The organism is Aeromonas sp. Marseille-Q7275, from assembly GCF_965119515.1.
Genome location: NZ_CBCPLW010000004.1, coordinates 55,004 through 75,798, shown reverse-complemented (window position 1 = coordinate 75,798; position 20,795 = coordinate 55,004). Strand labels below are relative to the sequence as shown.

17 protein-coding genes are annotated in these 20,795 nt (G+C 61.6%); 8 read left to right on the top strand and 9 right to left on the bottom strand.

Going from position 1 to position 20,795, the window contains the following annotated elements:
- Positions 1-81: 81 nt before the first annotated feature.
- On the bottom strand, positions 82-891 hold the full coding sequence (locus ACWPWQ_RS05605; RefSeq protein WP_454009205.1) for a M90 family metallopeptidase: 810 nt from the start codon (positions 889-891) through the stop codon (positions 82-84).
- A gap of 19 nt (positions 892-910) precedes the next feature.
- Complete coding sequence (locus ACWPWQ_RS05600) at positions 911-1,342, bottom strand: GNAT family N-acetyltransferase (RefSeq protein ID WP_454009204.1); 432 nt, start codon at positions 1,340-1,342, stop codon at positions 911-913.
- Positions 1,343-1,652: 310 nt separating this feature from the next.
- Here ACWPWQ_RS05600 and ACWPWQ_RS05595 point away from each other — a divergent pair, with 310 nt between their 5' ends.
- Positions 1,653-3,152 (top strand): alanine/glycine:cation symporter family protein, encoded by a 1,500-nt coding sequence (locus ACWPWQ_RS05595; RefSeq protein ID WP_139439385.1) that lies wholly within the window; start codon positions 1,653-1,655, stop codon positions 3,150-3,152.
- A 72-nt stretch (positions 3,153-3,224) separates the two neighbouring features.
- On the opposite strand, the gene ACWPWQ_RS05590 is transcribed toward ACWPWQ_RS05595, so the two are convergent.
- The gene (locus ACWPWQ_RS05590) at positions 3,225-4,031 is read right to left on the bottom strand and encodes a crotonase/enoyl-CoA hydratase family protein (RefSeq protein ID WP_454009203.1); all 807 of its coding nucleotides are present in this window, start codon (positions 4,029-4,031) and stop codon (positions 3,225-3,227) included.
- 160 nt (positions 4,032-4,191) lie between these two features.
- Between ACWPWQ_RS05590 and ACWPWQ_RS05585 the strand changes: the two genes are divergently transcribed.
- The 5 genes from ACWPWQ_RS05585 to ACWPWQ_RS05565 all read left to right on the top strand — a co-directional run bounded on the left by ACWPWQ_RS05585 (position 4,192) and on the right by ACWPWQ_RS05565 (position 10,483).
- Positions 4,192-5,979, top strand: a complete 1,788-nt coding sequence (locus ACWPWQ_RS05585) for a putative nucleotidyltransferase substrate binding domain-containing protein (protein ID WP_454009202.1) — start codon at positions 4,192-4,194, stop codon at positions 5,977-5,979.
- 2 nt (positions 5,980-5,981) lie between these two features.
- Entirely contained in the window at positions 5,982-6,608 is a 627-nt protein-coding gene (locus ACWPWQ_RS05580; RefSeq protein ID WP_454009201.1) for a 3'-5' exonuclease, read from the top strand.
- Positions 6,609-6,715: 107 nt separating this feature from the next.
- A complete protein-coding gene (locus ACWPWQ_RS05575) occupies positions 6,716-7,027 on the top strand; it encodes a DUF485 domain-containing protein (protein WP_139439389.1) in 312 nt (103 codons plus the stop codon).
- Positions 7,024-8,679, top strand: a complete 1,656-nt coding sequence (locus ACWPWQ_RS05570) for a cation acetate symporter (RefSeq protein ID WP_139439390.1) — start codon at positions 7,024-7,026, stop codon at positions 8,677-8,679. The genes ACWPWQ_RS05575 and ACWPWQ_RS05570 overlap by 4 nt, the downstream gene beginning before the upstream one ends.
- A 211-nt stretch (positions 8,680-8,890) precedes the next feature.
- Positions 8,891-10,483, top strand: coding sequence for an ABC-F family ATPase (locus ACWPWQ_RS05565; RefSeq protein ID WP_139439391.1), 1,593 nt, complete (start codon positions 8,891-8,893; stop codon positions 10,481-10,483).
- A gap of 280 nt (positions 10,484-10,763) precedes the next feature.
- Here ACWPWQ_RS05565 and ppiD read toward each other — a convergent pair whose 3' ends face one another.
- From ppiD to tig, 6 genes are all read right to left on the bottom strand, one after another.
- A complete protein-coding gene (gene ppiD, locus ACWPWQ_RS05560; RefSeq protein WP_454009200.1) occupies positions 10,764-12,677 on the bottom strand; it encodes a peptidylprolyl isomerase in 1,914 nt (637 codons plus the stop codon).
- 149 nt (positions 12,678-12,826) lie between these two features.
- The gene (gene hupB, locus ACWPWQ_RS05555) at positions 12,827-13,099 is read right to left on the bottom strand and encodes a nucleoid-associated protein HU-beta (RefSeq protein WP_005315375.1); all 273 of its coding nucleotides are present in this window, start codon (positions 13,097-13,099) and stop codon (positions 12,827-12,829) included.
- A gap of 240 nt (positions 13,100-13,339) precedes the next feature.
- On the bottom strand, positions 13,340-15,694 hold the full coding sequence (lon, locus tag ACWPWQ_RS05550) for an endopeptidase La (RefSeq protein WP_202045408.1): 2,355 nt from the start codon (positions 15,692-15,694) through the stop codon (positions 13,340-13,342).
- A gap of 140 nt (positions 15,695-15,834) precedes the next feature.
- On the bottom strand, positions 15,835-17,109 hold the full coding sequence (gene clpX, locus ACWPWQ_RS05545) for an ATP-dependent protease ATP-binding subunit ClpX (RefSeq protein ID WP_404838354.1): 1,275 nt from the start codon (positions 17,107-17,109) through the stop codon (positions 15,835-15,837).
- 70 nt (positions 17,110-17,179) lie between these two features.
- Positions 17,180-17,803 (bottom strand): ATP-dependent Clp endopeptidase proteolytic subunit ClpP, encoded by a 624-nt coding sequence (gene clpP, locus ACWPWQ_RS05540; protein ID WP_005324106.1) that lies wholly within the window; start codon positions 17,801-17,803, stop codon positions 17,180-17,182.
- Positions 17,804-17,889: 86 nt separating this feature from the next.
- A complete protein-coding gene (gene tig / locus ACWPWQ_RS05535; RefSeq protein ID WP_025326817.1) occupies positions 17,890-19,200 on the bottom strand; it encodes a trigger factor in 1,311 nt (436 codons plus the stop codon).
- A 430-nt stretch (positions 19,201-19,630) separates the two neighbouring features.
- Here tig and ACWPWQ_RS05530 point away from each other — a divergent pair, with 430 nt between their 5' ends.
- Both ACWPWQ_RS05530 and yfbR read left to right on the top strand, forming a co-directional pair.
- Positions 19,631-20,065 (top strand): YccF domain-containing protein, encoded by a 435-nt coding sequence (locus tag ACWPWQ_RS05530; protein ID WP_106886933.1) that lies wholly within the window; start codon positions 19,631-19,633, stop codon positions 20,063-20,065.
- 90 nt (positions 20,066-20,155) lie between these two features.
- Positions 20,156-20,746: a 5'-deoxynucleotidase gene (gene yfbR / locus ACWPWQ_RS05525; protein ID WP_454009199.1), complete on the top strand. Its 591-nt coding sequence runs from the start codon at positions 20,156-20,158 to the stop codon at positions 20,744-20,746.
- Positions 20,747-20,795: the final 49 nt, after the last annotated feature.

Sequence of the window (20,795 nt, the reverse complement as noted above, 5' to 3'; positions counted from 1 at the left end):
TGCCGCGCCCTGGCGCTCGCGCCCATGCAAAAGGCACCCTCGGGTGCCTTTTGTTTTTCTGTCGCCGAGGCATAGAACCCGTCAGCTGTGCAGCTCGCCATCCCCTGCCAGCCATCGGGTAGCCGGGAAGCGGGCGGCAGGCTGCTGACCATAGAAGCGGGCGAGCTGCTCGTAGACGGCGGGATAGACGGCCCTCAGACGTAGGGGCTCGGTGAAGAAGCTCTCGCTGCACACCGCGAAGAACTCGGCGGGGTGGGTGGCGGCATAGGGGTCTATCTGGGTCACCTCTCCCCTGGCCAGCGCGGCATTCATCTCATCGAACGCGGCCTGCAGCGCCTGGGTCCATTGCCGCTGATCCATGCCGCTCGGGAGTGGCGGCCCGCCATCGGCATCCCCCCCCAGCATGTCGAGCTTGTGCGCCAGCTCGTGGATCACCAGGTTGAAGCCATCCCAGTCCCCATCCTGCTGCAACTCGCTCCAGGCCAGCACCAGGGGTCCCTGGGGCCAGGACTCGCCGGCGTTCTCCTCTTCAAACTCGCTCACCAGCCCGAACTCGTCCTGCACCTCCTGGCGGCGGGTGACGGGCTCGGGGATGATGATCACCTCGTGAAAGCCGCGATACCACTCCAGCCCCAGATGCAGTATGGGCAGCACAGCCTGCAGGGCCAGCACTCCCTGCTGACGGGGGGTGAGCTCGACCCCGATCTGGGTCAGCGTCTTGCGGGAGAGGAAGTGGCGGGCCAGTTCGATCAGCTGCTGCTCTTCATCGTGGGAGAAGCCCTGCAAGATGGGCACGGCCGCCAGGGCCTGCTGCCACTCCAGCGCCTCGGGGACATGACGCTCCCCGGGGGATGCAAGACCGAATACCGCTTTCAACCTGGACCAGAACACACAGACTCCTCATGCCACATCAGAATAATTTCACGAACCGTTTCGGCCGCTCGCCATACCCTTGCGCCAGGTAGAAACGGTGAGCCCCCTCGCGCTTGAGGCTGCTGGAGAGCTCCAGCTGGCTGCAACCCGAGGCCAGCGCCCGCGCCTCGGTCGCCGCCAGCAGCAGGGCACCCACGCCGCCGCCCCTTGCACCTTCATCGATAACCAGCGCCGAGATCAGGCCCCAGGCTGGTGCAAGGTGCATGGGTTGCAGCCGATGCCATACCAGCACCCCGACCATCTCCCCATGATAGAGGGCCACCAGCACCTCCCGGGCCGGATCCGGCTCGGCCAGCCGCCCGTCCACCTCCTCCCCCGGGGTCGGATAACCCAGCTGGGCGAACAGCGCCGACAACAGGGCGCCATCCCCCCGCTCCGCGAGACGAATGGTGCAGTCATTTTCTCTCATTGTCACTCCTGGCCTCCTATTTGCACTATGCCCTGCGGGCCCCTGGCTCTGGAAAAGATGCACTTGATGGGTAAGTTCCGAATCTTGTCCAGTTCCACGCACCATTTGTTAATGTCAATTCACAAATTAACAAAGTGACAACACTTTTCACTAGGAAGGGCCGATACAAACCGATATGTTAAAACCCGCGGACTAACCAGTCGAAAGTCCCGCACAATACTGAGTGACCCTCTTGGTCACCACATATTTCAATGTTAAGGGAGCGAGGCACAGACCTCGCCAAGACAGCGCAACAAAGGAGTTGTTGTACATGAATGAGATCGTCAATGCCATCAATGGCGTGATTTGGAGCCCAGCGCTCATCTATCTGTGCCTGGGGGTGGGCCTCTACTTCTCCCTGCGCAGCCGTTTCCTGCAACTGCGCCACATCAAGGAGATGGTGCGCCTGATGTTTGATGGCAAGAGCACGGATGCGGGCGTCTCCTCCTTCCAGGCGCTGGCCATGACCCTGGCCGGCCGGGTCGGTACCGGCAACATCGCCGGCGTCGCCACCGCCATCACCTTCGGCGGCCCGGGCGCCCTGTTCTGGATGTGGATGGTCGCCTTCCTCGGCGCCAGCTCCGCCTTCGTGGAGTCCACCCTGGGCCAGGTCTACAAGGAGAAGATCAATGGCGAGTACCGCGGCGGCCCGGCCTTCTACATCGAGAAAGGGCTCGGCATGAAGTGGTACGCCTGGACCTTCGCCATCGCCACCATCTTCGCCTGCGGCGTGCTGCTGCCTGGGGTGCAAGCGAACTCCATCGGCTCCAGCCTGCAGACTGCCTTTGACATCGATCCCAACGTCACCGCCGCCGGTCTGGCACTGCTGCTCGGCTTCATCATCTTCGGCGGCGTGAAACGCATCGCCAGCTTCGCCAGTACTGTGGTGCCCTTCATGGCGCTCGGCTACATCATCGTCGCCTGCGTCATCATCGCCCTCAACATCGGCCAGCTGCCTGGCGTGATCCTGCTGATCTGGAAGAGCGCCTTCGGGATGGAAGCCGGTTTCGGTGCCATTCTGGGCCTGGCCATCATGTGGGGCGTCAAGCGTGGCGTCTACTCCAACGAAGCGGCACAGGGCACGGGCCCGCACGCCTCCTCCGCCGCCGCGGTGAGCCACCCGGCCAAACAGGGCCTGGTGCAGGCGTTCTCCGTCTACATCGACACCCTGTTCGTCTGCTCCGCCACCGGCTTTATGCTGCTGATCACCGGCTTGTACAACGTACAGGGTCCGGACGGTGCCGCCATCTATACCGGCATCGCCGGCATCGCGGCCGGCCCCGGTTATGTGCAGACCGCCATGGAGAGCATGATGCCAGGCTTTGGCAACTACTTCGTCGCCATCGCCCTGTTCTTCTTCGCGTTCACCACCATAGTGGCCTACTACTACATCGCCGAGACCAACATCGCCTACATCAACCGCAAGATAAACCGCCCCTGGCTCACCTTCCTGCTGAAGCTGGCCCTGATGGCCTCCACCGTCTACGGCACCGTCAAGACCGCCGAGCTGGCCTGGGGTCTGGGTGACATCGGGGTCGGCCTGATGGCCTGGCTCAACATCGGTGCCATCCTGCTGCTGCAAAAGCCCGCCTTCGCCTGCCTGAAGGACTATGAGGCCCAAAAGGCCCTGGGGCTGGATCCCGTGTTCCACCCGGAGAAACTGGGCATCAAGAACGCCGACTACTGGACGGGCCGTCGCTCCGAGCAAAACCTGGAGCAGGAACAATCTGGTCACCCGTTCGAGCCGGATGCGGATTCCGTTGCCAAGTGATCAGACGGTACAATGCAAAATGGCAGCTTCGGCTGCCATTTTCATTTGGTGCTCTCTTGAGGGCGCGGTGGCTTAGAGCGCGTTGCGGCGCGGTCCGAACGGCAGGCGCCAGCGAAACAGGCTGTTGAGGGTTGCCCGCCACTGGTTGGGGCGCCCCAGGATCTGCTTCTGCAGCCGGGTCTCCTCTTTTAGCATCAGCTCGTCGCTGCGGGCCCAGGCCTGATGGTAGAGCTGCTTGATCCCCGCCAGTGCATCCGGCGACTTGGTGATCAGGGTCCTGGCGAACTCCCGCGCCGCGTCGAGGGGATCCTCGCAGACCCGGCTCACCAGCCCGAGCGTCCGCGCCTCCTGGGCATCCAGCTCGCGGCCGCTCATGGCCAGCTCCATGGCGGTGTCCACCCCCATCAGATTGCGCAGGGTGACACTGCCGCTCATGTCGGGGATGATGCCCCACTTGATCTCCATCACAGAGAAGCGGCAATCCGGGGTGCTGAAGCGAAAATCGGCCCCGAGTGCTATCTGCAGACCGCCGCCGAAACAGACCCCCTGGGTCACGGCTATCACAGGCACCGGCAACTGGTGCCAGCCATAGGCGACCCGCTGGGCCAGGTTGGTCGCCTCATCCGCCTCGCGCTTGAGAATATCGAGGGCCGCCACCGGCTGCCTCAGCATGGATTTCACATCCAGCCCGGCGCAGAACGCCCGCCCCTCGCCGTGCAGGATCACCGCCCGCAGCCCCTTGTGCTGCGCGAGCTGCGTCAGCGTCTCGTCGATGGCGCCGAACATGGCCCTGTCCAGGGCATTGAGCTTGTCCCCCCGGGTCAGCATCACCTCGGCGATGCCGTCCCGGATCTCGCATCTGATCCTTGGCTTGTCCATTTCCTTCCTCTTCCTTGTGCCGACACTGGTCATACCACAACGTTACCAGAGTGTTATCGGCAGGTACAGGGAGGCCAGCCCGGCTCTGCGACTAAAGTCGGCTAGCCCCGCCCTGGTCCCTTTGCCAGACTGGCCCCATGCCCACAGGCCGAGAATTGTCATGTCACTCCTGTTCGATTTTGCCCGCCCGCCCTTTGACTGCCTGGGCGAGGCGGCCCGTGAACGACTCGGCCAGCGCCTCAGCATTTGCTACTTCCGCGCCGGCCAGACGGTGCAACAGCCGGGGGATGAGCCCGCCGGCCTCTACCTCGTCATCAAGGGCGCGGTGGAGGAGTCGGCGCCCCACCAGCCCTTCGGCGACTATGGCGTGGGGGACATGTTCGACGTGCGCGCCCAGTTCGACGGCCGCTGCCGCCATCGCTTCAGCGCCCTGGAGGACACCCTCTGCCAGCTGATCCCCCGCGACACCTTCCAGGGGCTGTGCGACGCGCACCCTCCCTTCGCACACTATTTCACCGCGACCCTGGCCGAGCGTCAGCGAGAGCAGGAGCGCCGCGGCCAGCTCGGGCAACAGAACCTGGCGGAATTCATCCTGACCCGTATCGACCCCGGCCACCTGCAGCCGCCCCTGCAGCTCGACAGCCAGACCAGCCTGCTGGCCGCCAGCGAAGCCATGGCCAGCCGGGGCACCGATTGCCTGCTCTATCCCGCCGCTGACGGTAGCCTGAGCCTGGCCACCCGCAAGACCCTGCTCCACGCCCTGACCCTCAAGGGGCTGCCCCTGACGGCAACCCTGGCGGTGCTGACCCCGGCGCCCCTGATCGGCCTGACGCAGGGCAGCTATCTGTTCGATGCCCTGCTGCTGATGACCCGTCACCGCATCAAGCGGCTGGTCATCTGGCAGGGGCAGGAGGTGGCGGGAGTGCTGCACCTGACCCAGGTGCTGGGGCTCTTCTCCGCCCACTCCCATGTGCTGACCCTGCGCATCGCCCGGGCGGACAGCCAGGGGGCCCTGGAGGCGGTGGCCCGGGAGCAGCAGCAACTCATCCGCACCCTGTTTGCCCAGGGGATCCATACCCTGTTTCTGATGAAGCTCATCGCCACCATCAACGAGCAGTTGATCGCCAAGGCCTTCGCCCTGGTGATCCCCCCCGAGGTGCAGGAGCAGGTGTGCCTGCTGATGCTGGGCTCTGAGGGGCGCGGCGAGCAGATCCAGAAGACCGATCAGGACAACGCCCTGATCCTGCCGGATGGCCTGCATTGGCCAGATCGGCAGGCCGATCTGGCCGCCTTCAGCGCCCTGCTCGCGCGCCTCGGCTACCCCCCCTGCCCGGGGAAGGTGATGGTCAGCAACCCGGAGTGGGTCAAGGGGGCCCGCCAGTGGCAGGACGAGATAGAGCAGGCCTGTGTGCGCGCCAGCGAGGCCGATCTGCTGTGGCTCGCCACCCTGGCCGATGCCCAGGCCATCATGGGGGATCGCCCTCTGCTCGCCCCCCTCGCCCGCCACCTGAGAAAGTGCCTGGCCGACCGGCCGGATCTGCTGGCGGAGATGGCCCGGGCGGCGGTCGCCTTTCACACCCCCCTCACCCTCTTTGGCCGGCTGGAGCAGGCCCCCGAGGGGCTGGATCTCAAGCGCGGCGGCCTCTTCCCCCTGGTGCACGGCCTGCGGGTGCTGGCCCTGGAGGCAGAAGTACTGGAGACCTCGACCCTGGGACGGATCGACGCCCTGGTGGCCGCGGGGCGCCTCAGCCCCGACTATGGCGCCAACCTGGCGGAAGCCTTTCGGCTGTTTGTGCGGCTGCGGCTGCGCAGCCAGCTCAAGGATGGCGACAGCCGGGTACAGGTTGGCGAACTCGCGCACGGGGAGAGGGATCTGCTGCGCCATGCCCTGCATCAGGTGAAGAAGTTCCAGCAGTGGCTCACCTTGCACTTTCGTCTTAGGCAATAGGCATGTGGCGCCGCTGGCAACGTCATTGGCTGGGTAGAGCCTTCCGGGACGGGGAGTTTGCCCCGCTCTTTGCGACCCCCCCCGAGGAGGAGTGGGTGGCGCTGGATTTCGAGACCACCAGCCTGGATCCCGCCAAGGCGGAGATCGTCTCCATCGGGGCGGTGCGCATCCAGGGCAACCGGGTGCTGATCGGCGAGGCCCTCAGCATCAGGGTGCAGCCACCGGCCAGCCTGAGCGCGCACTCCGTGGTGATCCACGGCCTGCGCCATCAGGATCTGCAGCAAGGAATGGCGCTGGAAGCCGCGCTGCGTCTGCTGCTGGCCTTCATCGGGCCCCGCGAACTGGTGGGCTACCACATCGCCTATGACCTGCGCATTCTCAACCTCGCCTGCCAGCGGTACTGGGGGCTCACCCTGCCCCAGCGTGGCATAGAGGTGAGCCGGCTCTATCACGACCAGCTCTTTCGGCGCTATCCCGACGCCGTCATCGACCTGCATCTGACCGCCATCTGCCAGCACCTGGGGTTGCCGCCCCTGTCCCTGCACGACGCCCTGAGTGACGCCACCGCCGCCGCCCTCATCTTCCTGCGCCTGCATCAGGGCGGCCCGCTGGCTTATCCCAAAGTCTAATTGCCCGAAAATAACATTTAATTCACATTTTGCTTACATGAGCAGGTCTCCTGCTCGGTAGGGACACCCTTCAATCACAGCTGACACAACCGTCACGGAGAACTGCAATGGAACAGCAACGCTATCTGAGGATCCAGCAAGATCCCAACTTCCAGGAGCTGGTCAGCAAACGCCAGCGCTTCGCCTGGACCCTCTCCATCCTGATGCTGGGGCTCTACCTGGCGTTCATCCTGCTCATCGCCTTCGCCCCGGGCTGGCTTGGCACCCCGCTCAGCGACGGCTCCAGCATCACCCGCGGCATCCCGGTTGGCGTGGGCCTCATCGTCGCCTCCTTCGTGCTGACCGGCGTCTATGTATTCCGGGCCAACGGCGAGTTTGACGAGCTGAACCAGAAGATCCTCAAGGGAGTGCAATCATGAAAGGCAAGTCTCTGCTGCTGCTCGGCAGCCTGTTGTCCACCCCCCTGCTGGCGGCCGATGCGCTGACCGGCGAGGTGCAACGCCAGCCCCTCAACATCTCGGCCATCGTGATGTTCGTGGCCTTCGTGGCCGCCACCCTCTTCATCACCTACTGGGCCTCCAAGCGCAACCGCTCGGCCTCCGACTACTATGCCGCCGGCGGGCGCATCACCGGCTTCCAGAACGGTCTGGCCATCGCCGGCGACTACATGTCCGCCGCCTCCTTCCTCGGCATCTCCGCCCTGGTCTACACCTCGGGCTATGACGGCCTCATCTACTCCATCGGCTTCCTGGTGGGCTGGCCCATCATACTGTTCCTGATCGCGGAGCGGCTGCGCAACCTCGGCAAGTACACCTTCGCCGACGTGGCCTCCTACCGCCTCAAGCAGACCTCGGTGCGCAGCCTCTCCGCCAGTGGCTCCCTGGTGGTGGTCGCCCTCTACCTCATCGCCCAGATGGTGGGTGCTGGCAAACTGATCGAGCTGCTGTTCGGCCTGCAATACCATGTGGCCGTGGTGCTGGTCGGCATCCTGATGGTGCTCTACGTGCTGTTCGGCGGCATGCTGGCCACCACCTGGGTCCAGATCATCAAGGCGGTGATGCTGCTCTCCGGCGCCTCCTTCATGGCCATCATGGTGATGAAGTCCGTCAACTTCGACATCGGTGCCCTGTTCAGCGAAGCGGTCAAGGTCCATGCCAATGGCGCCGCCATCATGAGCCCGGGTGGCCTGGTGGCCGACCCCATCTCCGCCATTTCCTTAGGGCTGGCCCTGATGTTCGGCACCGCCGGTCTGCCCCATATCCTGATGCGCTTCTTCACCGTGAGCGACGCCAAGGAAGCCCGTAAATCGGTGTTCTATGCCACCGGCTTCATCGGCTACTTCTACATCCTGACCTTCATCATCGGCTTCGGTGCCATCCTGCTGGTCAGCACCAACCCGGACTTCAAGGACGCCACCGGCGCCCTGCTGGGGGGCACCAACATGGCGGCCGTCCATCTGGCCGACGCCGTGGGTGGCAGCCTGTTCCTCGGCTTCATCTCCGCCGTGGCCTTCGCCACCATACTCGCCGTGGTCGCCGGGCTGACCCTGGCGGGCGCCTCTGCGGTCTCCCACGACCTCTATGCCTGCGTCATCAAGGAAGGCAAGGCCAACGAAGCCGACGAGCTGCGCGTCTCCAAGATGACCACGCTGGTACTGGGAGTGGTGGCCATCGGTCTGGGCATACTGTTCGAGAAGCAGAACATCGCCTTCATGGTGGGCCTGGCCTTCTCCATCGCGGCGAGCTGCAACTTCCCGGTGCTCTTCCTCTCCATGTTCTGGTCCCGCCTCACCACCCGCGGCGCCGTCTATGGTGGCTGGCTGGGCCTCATCAGCGCCGTGACCCTGATGATCCTGGGCCCGACCGTGTGGGTGAAGGTACTGGGCCATGCCCAGGCGATCTTCCCCTACGAATACCCGGCGCTCTTCTCCATGGCGCTGGCCTTCGCCGGGATCTGGTTCTTCTCGGTCACCGACAAGTCCCAGAACGCCTCCGACGAGCATGCGAAGTTCTTCCCGCAATTCGTCCGCTCCCAGACCGGGCTCGGTGCCTCCGGCGCCTCCGCCCACTAAGCTTGTCTGACTCCCCCCAAGCCGGCCCAGTGCCGGCTTTTCTTATTCCGGGTCTCCCCCTCGCCTCTCCTTTCCCTCCCCTCAGATGAGCGATGCCTTTTTCGCCACCGGGTCCCCGTTGCAATGGGTCCCGATCACAGTTCTTGCTAAAACTTTCGGGGGATCTGTGCCATAATGCGCGCCATTTGACAGACAACCCGGGACATCTCCTTTGTTAAGCAGCAACAACATCACCATGCAGTTCGGCGCCAAGCCGCTGTTTGAGAACATCAGCGTCAAGTTTGGCGGCGGCAACCGCTACGGCCTCATCGGCGCAAACGGCTGTGGCAAGTCCACCTTCATGAAGATCCTCGGCGGCGATCTGGAGCCCACTGGCGGTAATGTGAGCCTGGACGTCAACGAGCGCATCGGTAAGTTGCGCCAGGATCAGTTCGCCTACGAAGAGATGCGCGTGCTGGACGTGGTCATGATGGGTCATAGCGAGCTGTGGGCCGCCATCGCCGAGCGCGATGCCATCTATGCCAACCTCGACGCCACCGATGACGACTACATGAAGGCCGCCGAGCTGGAAGGCCTGGTCGCCGAGTATGACGGCTATACCGCCGAATCCCGCGCCGGCGAGCTGCTGCTGGGTGCCGGCATTCCCATCGAGCTGCACAACGGCCCCATGAGCGAAGTGGCCCCGGGCTGGAAACTGCGGGTGCTGCTGGCACAGGCGCTGTTCTCCAACCCCGACATCCTGCTGCTGGACGAACCGACCAACAACCTGGACATCAACACCATCCGCTGGCTGGAGCAGGTGCTCAACGATCGTGAAAGCACCATGATCATCATCTCTCACGACCGTCACTTCCTGAACTCCGTCTGCACCCACATGGCGGATCTGGACTACGGCGAGCTGCGCGTCTACCCAGGCAACTACGACGAATACATGACTGCGGCCACCCAGGCCCGCGAGCGTCTGATCGCCGACAACGCCAAGAAGAAGGCCCAGATTGCCGATCTGCAATCCTTCGTCTCCCGTTTCAGTGCCAACGCCTCCAAGTCGAGCCAGGCCACCTCCCGCCTCAAGCAGATCGACAAGATCAAGATCGAGGAAGTGAAGGTCTCCAGCCGTCAGAACCCCTTCATCCGCTTCGAGCAGGAGAAGAAGCTCTACCGCAACATCCTGGAGATCGAAGGGCTGTCCAAGGGGTATGGTGAGGAGCCGCTGTTCAAGGGCCTGAGCATGATGCTGGAAGTGGGCGAGAAGGTCGCCATTCTGGGTACCAACGGCATCGGTAAATCCACCCTGATCAAGACCCTTATGGGCGAACTGGCGCCGGACAGCGGCACCATCAAGTGGTCCGAGAATGCCCAGATCGGCTACTACGCCCAGGATCACGCCGACGATTTCGACACCGATCTCAACGTGTTCGACTGGATGTCCCAGTGGAAGCAGCCCAACGAAGACGAGCAGGCGGTACGCTCGGTGCTGGGTCGTCTGCTCTTCTCCCAGGACGACATCAAGAAGCCGGTCAAGGTGCTCTCCGGTGGCGAGCAGGGTCGCATGCTGTTCGGCAAGCTGATGATGCAGCGCCCCAACATCCTGATCATGGATGAGCCGACCAACCACCTGGACATGGAATCCATCGAATCCTTGAACCTGGCGCTGGAGATGTATCAGGGCACCCTGATCTTCGTCTCTCACGACCGCGAGTTCGTCTCCTCCCTGGCGACCCGTATCATGGAACTGACCGAGAACGGCATCCGCGACTTCGGCGGCACCTACGAGGATTACCTGCGCAGCCAGGGCGTGGTGTAACCCCCGGGTCTTACATCGTGAAACCGGCGCCAGTGGCGCCGGTTTTTTTATGCCTCCGTGCACCCCAGCAAGCGTCCCCCACGGCAAGGGAAGGATGGCGAACAGGAGTCGCGCACTCTTATGCAGCCGTCCGGCTTATCCCCTGCCAGGATAGCCAGCACCAGCCCATGCCTAGCCCCTTCCCTCTTCAGCCCGCCCGCGCTTGCCGAGCAGACACGTGTTCGGGACATAAAAAAACGGCTCCATCAAGGAGCCGTTTTCAATTGAGGGCGTGAGTCGATTACTCGACGGTCGCCTCCACGTCGGTGAAGTACTCAATCTTGGCCGCTTTGCGCAGCTCGTCGATCAGCGACTTGTAGTCGGCCTGGGCCTTGCCCTGACCGAGCTGGCCTTGCAGCAGGCTCACCATCTGGGAGGGCTCCTTGGTCACATTGACCTTGTCCAGGGCCACCACCACGCGATCGCCATTGGCTTCGGCCACCAGCTCGACGCTCGGCTTGCCATCCTTCGGATGGGGCATGCGGAACGCCTGGGCCAGCAGGTTCTGATCCATCTCCTGGGCGAAGCGGGAAACCCCCTTGTGGCTCTCCACCTTCAGCCCGAGGGCGGTCAGATCGGCCTGGATGTCCTCGCCGGCGTGCAGCTTGTCCAGCAGGCCCTGAGCCTTGCCACGGGCCACTTCGCTGGCCTTCTCATGCTTGATGGCCGCAATCACCTGATCCTTGATCTCCGCCAGCGGCTTGGCTGCCTTGGGCTGGTGACCCATGATGTGCAGCACCAGCGCCTTGCCATCGGAGAGCTCGATCACGTCGGAGTTGGTGTTCTCGTCGCGCAGTTGCTCGGAGAAGGCAGCCGCAAGCACCTTGGGATCATTGAGGGGCGCCTGGGCATCGGCCTGGCTGAAGTAATCAGACGAGATCACCTTCAGACCCATGGCTTCGGCAGTCAGATCCAGGGAGTCCGGGTTCTCGAAGCTGCTGTCGGCCATCTTCTGCTGCTCGGCGAAGAACAGCTCCTTGGCCTTATCCGCTTGCAGACGGGCGATGGTTTCGCTCATCACATCCACGAACGGCTTGGTCTTGCCAGGCTCGACGGCCAGCAGCTTGATGATGTGGAAACCAAACGGGCTCTTCACCACGGTGGAAAGATCCCCTGTCTTTGCCAGCGCGAAGGCAGCCTGCTCGAAGGCAGGATCCATCACCCCTTTCTCGAACCAGTCCAGTTCGCCGCCCTTCTTGGCGGAGAAGGTATCGCTGGAGTTGGCTTTGGCCAGGGTCGCGAAGTCTTCACCGCCCTTGACCTTGGCCAGCAGCTCGTCGGCCTTCTGCTGGGCCGCCTTCTCATCCTTGCCAAAGGGGATCAGGATGTGTGCCACGCGGCGACGCTCGGCACGCTGGAACAGGTCTTGGTGCTGATCGTAGTAATCCTGGGCATCCTGCTCGGTCACCTTGATGTTCTTGCCGAGGTTGGCCGCATCCAGCAGCAGGTAGTCGACCTTGACCTTCTCGTCGTTCATGAAGCGGCCGCTGTTGGTCTTGTAGAACTGATCCACCTCCGCGTCGCTCACCTCGACCTCAGCCAGGTAGGCGGAGGCAGCCAGGCGCACCAGGCGCAAGTCCCGGGTCTGGTTGTAGAGCTTGTCGAGCTGCTCGGCCTCGCCCTTGAGGGCGAACTCGGAGCCCAGCACGGCGCCCATCAGTTGCTGGCGCACCATGTCCTGGCGCAGGGAGTCGCGGAACATCTCGGGGGTCATGCCGGCACGGCGGATCAGCTGCAGGTAGCGATCGTTGTTGAACTTGCCCTCTTCGGCAAACTCCGGCATGGCGACGATGGCCTGCTTGATCTGCTCGTCACTGACCCGCAGGCCGAGCTGACGGGCCTTGTCATCGATCAGCGCCTGATCGATCAGCCGGTCCAGCACGCCGCGGCGGAACTGTTTCATGTAGTCGGGGTTGGCGGCCAGCTGGTTGAAGGCCTCACCCATTTGGGATTCCATGCGGGCCCGCTCGTTGCGATAGGCATTCTCCAGTGCGGGGGCACTGATGTCATTGCCGTTGACGGTAGCGGGGGCGGTACGTGCCGGGCCATTGAGGTAGCTGCCTACACCGGCCAAGGCAAAGGAGAGGATGATCAGGCCCAAGATAACCTTGGCTACCTTGCCCTGCGCCCCTTCGCGTAGTTTATCCAACATCATGTTTGTACTTATGCTCCCGAACTCGATGGGCATGAATAATGAAAAGGCGCACCGATTGCGATGCGCCTTGGTCAATCAGTATGAGGGAGAGCCCTCTCACTTGTCTGGTCAGCGACCAAGGTCGGAGCCGATGAAAATCAGCGCCCGGCTTAGTTGACCGCGTCTTTCAGGGCCTTGCCGGCTTTGAAGGCAGGAACTTTACCGGCAGCGATTTCGATGGTCGCACCAGTTTGCGGGTTACGGCCAGAACGAGCGGCACGCTCGCGAACGGCGAAAGTACCGAAGCCAACCAGAGCAACCTGGTCACCCTCTTTCAGGGCTTCACCAACGGCGTCAATGAAAGCATCCAGCGCACGACCAGCGGCGGCTTTGGAGATATCAGCACCGTCTGCAATCTTGTCAATCAGTTGAGATTTATTCACTCTTATATTCCCCTTTTATCGAACATCGCTGCGGCACTGATTTCCCTGGCCACAACAAGTGGAGGTTTTATAACAAGCCTCCTGATCAGTTGCAAGTGACAATCTGGCGCAAACCCGCGCCACATCACGCATTGCGACTCATCATGAGTACCCGATCGGTGGTCAAGGCTACTTCCGTTATCCGGCGCATGCAAGCCTTAACCACCCCCCGAATGCGCCAAATTTGCGGCGCATCAACATTTACACGACAGAAACGCGTTCGAAACCCTGCGGATTGTCCTGCAACGCCAGTGCAAGCACCTCGTCAATCCAGCGAACCGGATAAATTTCAAGGTCTTGTTTGACATTGTCCGGGATCTCCTCGAGATCTCGTTCGTTCTCTTTCGGGATGAGCACCCGCTTGATACCGCCACGGTGAGCCGCCAGCAGTTTCTCCTTGAGACCCCCTATGGGCAGCACTTCGCCCCGCAGGGTGATCTCGCCGGTCATGGCCACGTCGGCACGCACCGGGTTGCCGGTGAGGCTGGAGACCAGGGCGGTACACATGGCGATACCGGCACTCGGGCCGTCCTTCGGGGTCGCCCCTTCCGGCACGTGCACGTGGATGTCGCGCTTCTCGTAGAAGTCGGCATTGATGCGCAGCTTCTCGGCACGGGCCCGTACCACCGTCATGGCGGCCTGGATGGACTCCTGCATCACGTCACCGAGGGAACCGGTATAAGTGAGCTTGCCCTTGCCCGGCATGTTGGTGGTCTCGATGGTGAGCAGATCGCCCCCCACTTCGGTCCACGCCAGCCCGCACACCTGACCGATCTGGTTCTGGCTGGTGGCCTTGCCGTAGTCGAAACGCTGTACCCCGAGGAACTCCTTGAGGTTCTCCTGATTGACCTGAACATGCTTGATGCTCTTGTCCAGCAGGATGCGTTTGACCGCCTTGCGACAGATCTTGGAGATCTCGCGCTCCAGGCTACGCACCCCCGCCTCGCGGGTGTAGTAGCGGATGACGCCGATCAGGGCAGAGTCTTCGATGGTGATCTCGGACTCCTTCAGACCGTTGCGCTGGATCTGCTTGGCCAGCAGATGCTGCTTGGCGATGTTGAGCTTCTCGTCCTCGGTGTAACCGGACAGACGGATCACTTCCATCCGGTCCAGCAGCGGACCCGGGATGTTCATGGAGTTGGAAGTGGCCACGAACATCACGTCCGACAGGTCATAATCCACTTCCAGATAGTGATCGTTGAAGCTGCTGTTCTGTTCGGGGTCCAGCACTTCCAGCAGGGCGGACGCGGGATCGCCGCGCATGTCCGAGCTCATCTTGTCGATTTCGTCGAGCAGGAACAGCGGGTTCTTCACGCCGACTTTCGCCATCTTCTGGATGAGCTTGCCGGGCATGGAGCCGATATAGGTGCGGCGGTGACCGCGGATCTCCGCCTCGTCACGCACGCCGCCGAGCGCCATGCGCACGTACTTGCGACCGGTCGCCTTGGCGATGGACTGACCGAGCGAGGTCTTGCCCACACCGGGAGGCCCGACCAGGCAGAGGATGGGGCCCTTGAGCTTGTTCACCCGCGCCTGCACCGCCAGGTACTCGAGGATGCGATCCTTGACCTTGTCTAGGCCATAGTGATCCGAATCCAGCACCTCTTGTGCCTTGGCGAGATCCTTCTTGACCTTGGAGCGGGCCTTCCACGGCACCTGCACCATCCAGTCCACATAGCTGCGCACCACTGTGGCTTCCGCGGACATGGGGGACATCATCTTCAGCTTGGCAAGCTCGGCCAGAGCCTTCTCACGGGCATCGTCCGGCATCCCCGCCTCGTCAATCTTGCGATTGAGGGCTTCGAATTCGTCCGGGCTGTCTTCCAGCTCACCCAGCTCTTTCTGGATGGCCTTCATCTGCTCGTTGAGGTAGTACTCCCGCTGGCTCTTCTCCATCTGCTTCTTGACCCGGGAGCGGATGCGCTTCTCGACCTGCAACAGATCGATCTCCGACTCCATCATGGCCATCAGAAACTCGATGCGCTCGGACACAGAGGCGATTTCCAGCACCTTCTGCTTGTCTTCGAGCTTGAGCGGCATGTGGGCAGCCATAGTGTCAGCCAGTCGCGCCGCATCGTCGATCGCCGAGATCGAGGTCAACACCTCGGGCGGGATCTTCTTGTTGAGCTTGATATAGCCTTCGAACTGGCCGATGGCGGAGCGCACCAGCACATCCTGATCCTTCTCCTCGATGGGGGCAGACGCTATGTACTGCGCCTCACCGACGAAGAAGTCCTTGTCATCGATCATCCGCTCAAGACGGGCACGCTGGCCCCCTTCCACCAGCACCTTGACGGTGCCGTCAGGCAGCTTGAGCATCTGCAAAATGTTGGCCACTGTCCCGACGGAGAAGATCTCCTCCACCGTCGGCTCGTCAGTTGACGCATCCTTCTGGGCCACCAGCAGGACTTTCTTGTCCTGCTCCATGGCCGCTTCCAGACAGCGAATGGATTTTTCCCGCCCCACAAAGAGTGGAATGACCATGTGGGGGTAAACCACCACGTCACGAAGAGGCAGGACGGGAATCTCGATGCGTTCTGAACGCTCTAGGTTCATATATGTCCTCTCGGCTTGTTATACCGTTGGCAAAGCGCTTGGCTGAGTATATGGGGGCGCAAAGATGAGATTCAATCGCCTTGGCCGTAAAAAGCATGAAAGGGGCAAAATGCCCCTTTATGTGATTAAAAATCAGTCAGTTACTCTGACGCTGCGGCCTGTGTCTCGGGATTGTCGTAGATCATCAGGGGGGCGGAGTCCCCCTTGATCACCGACTCGTCGATCACCACCTTGCTGACCCCTTCCAGGGAGGGCAGGTCATACATGGTGTCGAGCAACACGGCTTCGACGATGGATCTCAGGCCACGGGCACCGGTCTTGCGCTCCATCGCCTTGCGCGCGATGGCGTTCAGGGCGTCGTCACGGAACTCCAGCTCCACCTCTTCCAGGGCGAACAACGCGGCGTACTGCTTGGTCAGCGCGTTCTTCGGCTCCTTCAGGATCTGGATGAGGGCCGCTTCGTCCAGCTCGGTGAGGGTCGCCACCACCGGCAGACGACCGATGAACTCGGGGATGAGACCGTACTTGATCAGATCTTCCGGCTCCACCTTGGCAAAGTTCTCGCTTAAGGTCGCCTTGGCATTCTTGGATTTGACGTCGGCACCAAAGCCGATACCGGTCCCCTTGACGGAACGCTGTTCGATCACCTTGTCCAGGCCGGCGAAGGCACCACCACAGATGAAGAGGATCTTGGAGGTATCAACCTGCAGGAACTCCTGCTGCGGATGCTTGCGGCCCCCTTGCGGCGGCACGGAGGCGATGGTGCCTTCGATCAGCTTCAGCAGTGCCTGCTGCACCCCTTCCCCGGAGACATCGCGGGTGATGGAGGGGTTGTCCGACTTGCGGGAGATCTTGTCGATCTCGTCGATGTAGACGATGCCGCGCTGGGCCTTCTCCACGTCGTAGTCGCACTTTTGCAGCAACTTCTGGATGATGTTCTCCACGTCCTCGCCCACGTAACCGGCTTCGGTCAAGGTGGTGGCATCGGCCATGGTGAAAGGCACATCCAGCAGACGGGCGAGCGTCTCTGCCAGCAGGGTCTTGCCGCTGCCGGTCGGGCCAATCAGCAGGATGTTGGACTTGCCAAGCTCCACACCACCGGACTCGCTGCCGCTGCGCAGACGCTTGTAGTGGTTGTAGACGGCAACTGCCAGCACCTTCTTGGCGTACTCCTGCCCGATCACGTAGTCGTCCAGATGAGCGCGGATTTCATGAGGGGTCGGCAGCTCGCTACCATCGCGCTTGGGAGAGATCTCGCGGATCTCCTCGCGGATGATGTCGTTGCACAGCTCGACACACTCATCACATACGTAGACGGAAGGGCCAGCGATCAGCTTACGCACTTCATGCTGGCTTTTGCCGCAGAAAGAGCAATAAAGCAGCTTGTCGCCCTCACCCTTGCGTTTCTCTGTCATTCAGCGACCTCGTTTTATCAATAGAGGATGGATCGTCCTGTTGAGTTTACAACAGGACGGGATACCCTGCTCAGCCGCGCTGGCTCAGGATGCCGTCAACCAGACCATAGGCCACGGCCTGCTCGGCCGACATGAAGTTGTCACGGTCGGTGTCGCGTTCGATGGTGGCCATGTCCTGTCCGGTATGGAAAGCCAGACGATCGTTCAGGGTATTCTTGATTTTCAGGATCTCCTGGGCATGGATCTGGATGTCAGATGCCTGGCCCTGGAAGCCGCCCAGCGGCTGGTGGATCATCACCCGAGCGTTAGGCAGGCAGAAACGCTTGCCCTTGGCACCGCCGGCCAGCAGGAAGGCGCCCATGGAGCAGGCCTGCCCCATGCAGACGGTGCTGACGTCCGGCTTGATGAACTGCATGGTGTCATAGATGGACATCCCCGCAGTGACGGCACCACCCGGCGAGTTGATGTAGATGCTGATGTCCTGATCCGGGTTCTCGGACTCCAGGAACAGCAGCTGAGCCACCACCAGATTCGCCATGTGATCCTCAACCTGACCGGTCAGGAAGATCACCCGCTCCTTGAGCAGACGGGAATAGATGTCATAGGAACGCTCCCCTTTCGCCGTCTGCTCGACCACCATTGGGATGAGCGCATTGCGTGGGGATTCAGTCACATCGTTATAGTTCTTGTACATAAGGCATTGTCCCTAAAATAAAATGGCCCGAGTGGAGATCACACGAGCCATTATACTTAACAGTTTTGACCTTAAGTCAAATGTTCTTAGGCAGCGGCACCGGACTTGTTGATCACTTCGTCGAAGGCAACTTCTTTCTCGGTCACTTGCGCCTTGGACAGGATCAGGTCGATGGCTTGATCTTCGATGGCCAGGTTACGAACGCCGTTCAGCATCTGCTCGTTCTTCTGGTAGTACTCGATCACTTCCTTCGGATCTTCGTAAGCAGTGGCCATGGATTCGATGATGCTGGTCACACGGGCGTCGTCGGCCTTGATCTCGTTGGTGCGGATGACGTCACCCAGCAGCAGACCGACACGTACGCGACGCTCGGCTTGCGCCTGGAACAGCTCGGCCGGCAGCTCGGGAGCGTTGCCGCCCTGGAAGCCACCGAAACGCTGCAGCGCTTGCTGACGCAGGGCGTCGATTTCCTGGGCAACGGCAGCCTTCGGCAGATCGATCTGGTTGGCTTCAACCAGGCCGTTCAGCACTTGCTCTTTCACGCTGTTCTTCAGGGCTTGAGCCAGTTCGCGCTCCATGTTCTTGCGCACTTCGGCTTTCAGCTCTTCGACGCTGCCGCTCTCGATGCCAAAACGCTTGACGAACTCTTCGGTCAGCTCAGGCAGCACCTGCTCTTCAACCTTGTTCAGCTTGGAGGCGAACTTGGCCGCTTTGCCTTTCAGGGCTTCGGCGTGGTAGTCAGCCGGGAAAGTCACCTCGATGGTGAACTCGTCGCCCGCTTTCTTGCCCAGGATGGCGTCTTCGAAGCCAGGGATCATGCGGCCGGCGCCCAGTTCCAGAGTGAAACCTTCAGCCTTGCCACCGTCGAACTCTTCACCGTCGATGGAACCGACGAAGTCCAGGGTGACACGCATGCCATTGGCGGCAGCGGCATCGACGTCAGACCAGGTAGCGTGCTGCTTGCGCAGGGTGTCGATCATGTTGGCCAGGTCGGCATCCTTGACGGAGGCAACCGGCTTCTCGACCTTGATGCTCTCGAGACCGGCAACTTCAAACTCCGGGTACACTTCGAAAGTGGCGGTGAATTCGAAATCCTGGCCTTCCTTGATCTCTTTCGGATCCATGGTCGGCGCACCGGCCGGGCTCAGTTTGCTCTCGATGATGGCCTTGATGAAGTTGTTCTGCATCATTTCATCGGCAACGCGGGCATGGGCCATGGCGCCGAACATCTTCTTGATGATGGCAACCGGAGCCTTGCCAGGACGGAAACCGTCGATGCGACGAGTCTTGGCCAGGCCATTCAATTCTTTACGCACGGCAGCGTCAACGGTAGCAGCCGGTACAGTGATGGTAAGACGGCGTTCCAGACCTTGGGTTGTCTCTACAGAAACTTGCATTCCTTTACCTCGTTCAACTCAGCACTGTGTGCTGACCCTTTATTACCCCTGGGCAAAGCCCGGAGTCTTCCTGTTTATAAAGACAACGACTGTCTTTGTGATGAGAAAATATGACGCGACATTATAGCGGCGCACATTGGTCGCGTCGAGCCGCACATCCCCCATCCGGGGCACAGACAGCACAATTTGCGCAAGACTGCCTCCTATATGGGGAAGCCTTGCGCCGAGTTCAAGCATCAGGTTCGCAATAATTTGCGCTTGCTCACCCTTTTGCACGCCACGCTATGCTTTTTTCATCTCCCGGCGTCGTCGGGAGAGGTGCTGTCAGGGGGTCTGCGACCCAAATTGTCCGCCTTCTCGCATCAGCCATTGCGTCCCTCGGCGCCGCTCGCTATGGTGACTGCCAATTTATGAGTCTGGAGAGACCCACATGTCCTTTTTCCGCTTCTTGTTCAATCTGCTCTGGTTTGTACTGGGGGGCGTCTTTATGGGGCTGGCCTGGTGGCTGGCCGGGTTGCTCTGCTTCGTCTCCCTGATCGGGATCCCCTGGGGACGGGCCTGTTTCGTCATCGGCACCTTCACCTTCTTCCCGTTCGGCAAGCAGGCGGTCAACCGCAAGACAATGACGGGCCAGAGCGACATCGGCACAGGGGCCCTCGGGATGATTGGCAACATCCTCTGGTTCCTGGTGATCGGCGTCTGGCTGGCCATAGGCCACATCGCCTCGGCCCTGGCCTGCTTCGTGACCATCATCGGCATCCCGTTCGGCATCCAGCACCTCAAGCTGGCGCTGATTGCCCTGGCCCCCATAGGCCAGATGATAGTCACCAACCACGAGGCCGAATCCGGTCGCTATATTCGCTAAGCAAGAATGCATCGCCAGGCTATGCCTGGGATGTCAAAAAAGGGCAGACTAGGGTCTGCCCTTTTTCATTGCCCCAGTTCGAGGTCCTCCATGCTGCCCAGCCACTTCTTCGCCAACCTCGCCCGCATGCGGCTCATCTACCGCTGGCCGCTGATGCGCAACATACAGCCGGAAAACATCGCCGAGCACAGCCTGCAGGTGGCCATGGTGGCCCACGCCCTCGGCGTCATCAGCAACCGGCTGTTTGATGGCAAGGTGGATGCCAACCACGCCGCCGTGATGGCCCTCTACCACGACAGCAGCGAGGTGCTGACCGGCGATCTGCCGACCCCCGTCAAGTACTTCAACCCCGAAATAGCCCGCGAGTACAAGAAGATTGAGCTCGCCGCCGAGCAGCGCCTGCTGGGCATGCTGCCCCCCGAGCTGATGGAAGACTTTCGCCCCCTGCTCGACTCCGCTGCCCAGGACGACGCCCTCGCCCGGCTGGTGAAGGATGCCGACACCCTCTGCGCCTATACCAAGTGTCTGGAGGAGTTGAGTGTCGGCAACCGGGAGTTCGAGCCCGCGCGCAAGCGCCTCGAACAGATGCTGGAGGCCAGGATGAACCCGGCCATGCGCTACTTTATCGATGTGTTCGTGGCGAGCTTCTCCCTGCCCCTCGATGAGCTCAACGCCCACTAAGCCAGTCGGAACGACCAGAAGAGAGAAGGGCCCGCCGGTGCAGACCGGC

Bases quoted from the DNA above. Each gene is read 5' to 3' on its own strand.
- ACWPWQ_RS05600 (WP_454009204.1), bottom strand. From the start codon at position 1,342: ATGAGAGAAAATGACTGCACCATTCGTCTCGCGGAGCGGGGGGATGGC.
- ACWPWQ_RS05595 (WP_139439385.1), top strand. From the start codon at position 1,653: ATGAATGAGATCGTCAATGCCATCAATGGCGTGATTTGGAGCCCAGCG.
- ACWPWQ_RS05590 (WP_454009203.1), bottom strand. From the start codon at position 4,031: ATGGACAAGCCAAGGATCAGATGCGAGATCCGGGACGGCATCGCCGAG.
- ACWPWQ_RS05585 (WP_454009202.1), top strand. From the start codon at position 4,192: ATGTCACTCCTGTTCGATTTTGCCCGCCCGCCCTTTGACTGCCTGGGC.
- ACWPWQ_RS05580 (WP_454009201.1), top strand. From the start codon at position 5,982: ATGTGGCGCCGCTGGCAACGTCATTGGCTGGGTAGAGCCTTCCGGGAC.
- ACWPWQ_RS05575 (WP_139439389.1), top strand. From the start codon at position 6,716: ATGGAACAGCAACGCTATCTGAGGATCCAGCAAGATCCCAACTTCCAG.
- ACWPWQ_RS05570 (WP_139439390.1), top strand. From the start codon at position 7,024: ATGAAAGGCAAGTCTCTGCTGCTGCTCGGCAGCCTGTTGTCCACCCCC.
- ppiD (WP_454009200.1), bottom strand. From the start codon at position 12,677: ATGATGTTGGATAAACTACGCGAAGGGGCGCAGGGCAAGGTAGCCAAG.
- lon (WP_202045408.1), bottom strand. From the start codon at position 15,694: ATGAACCTAGAGCGTTCAGAACGCATCGAGATTCCCGTCCTGCCTCTT.
- clpX (WP_404838354.1), bottom strand. From the start codon at position 17,109: ATGACAGAGAAACGCAAGGGTGAGGGCGACAAGCTGCTTTATTGCTCT.
- clpP (WP_005324106.1), bottom strand. From the start codon at position 17,803: ATGTACAAGAACTATAACGATGTGACTGAATCCCCACGCAATGCGCTC.
- tig (WP_025326817.1), bottom strand. From the start codon at position 19,200: ATGCAAGTTTCTGTAGAGACAACCCAAGGTCTGGAACGCCGTCTTACC.
- ACWPWQ_RS05530 (WP_106886933.1), top strand. From the start codon at position 19,631: ATGTCCTTTTTCCGCTTCTTGTTCAATCTGCTCTGGTTTGTACTGGGG.
- yfbR (WP_454009199.1), top strand. From the start codon at position 20,156: ATGCTGCCCAGCCACTTCTTCGCCAACCTCGCCCGCATGCGGCTCATC.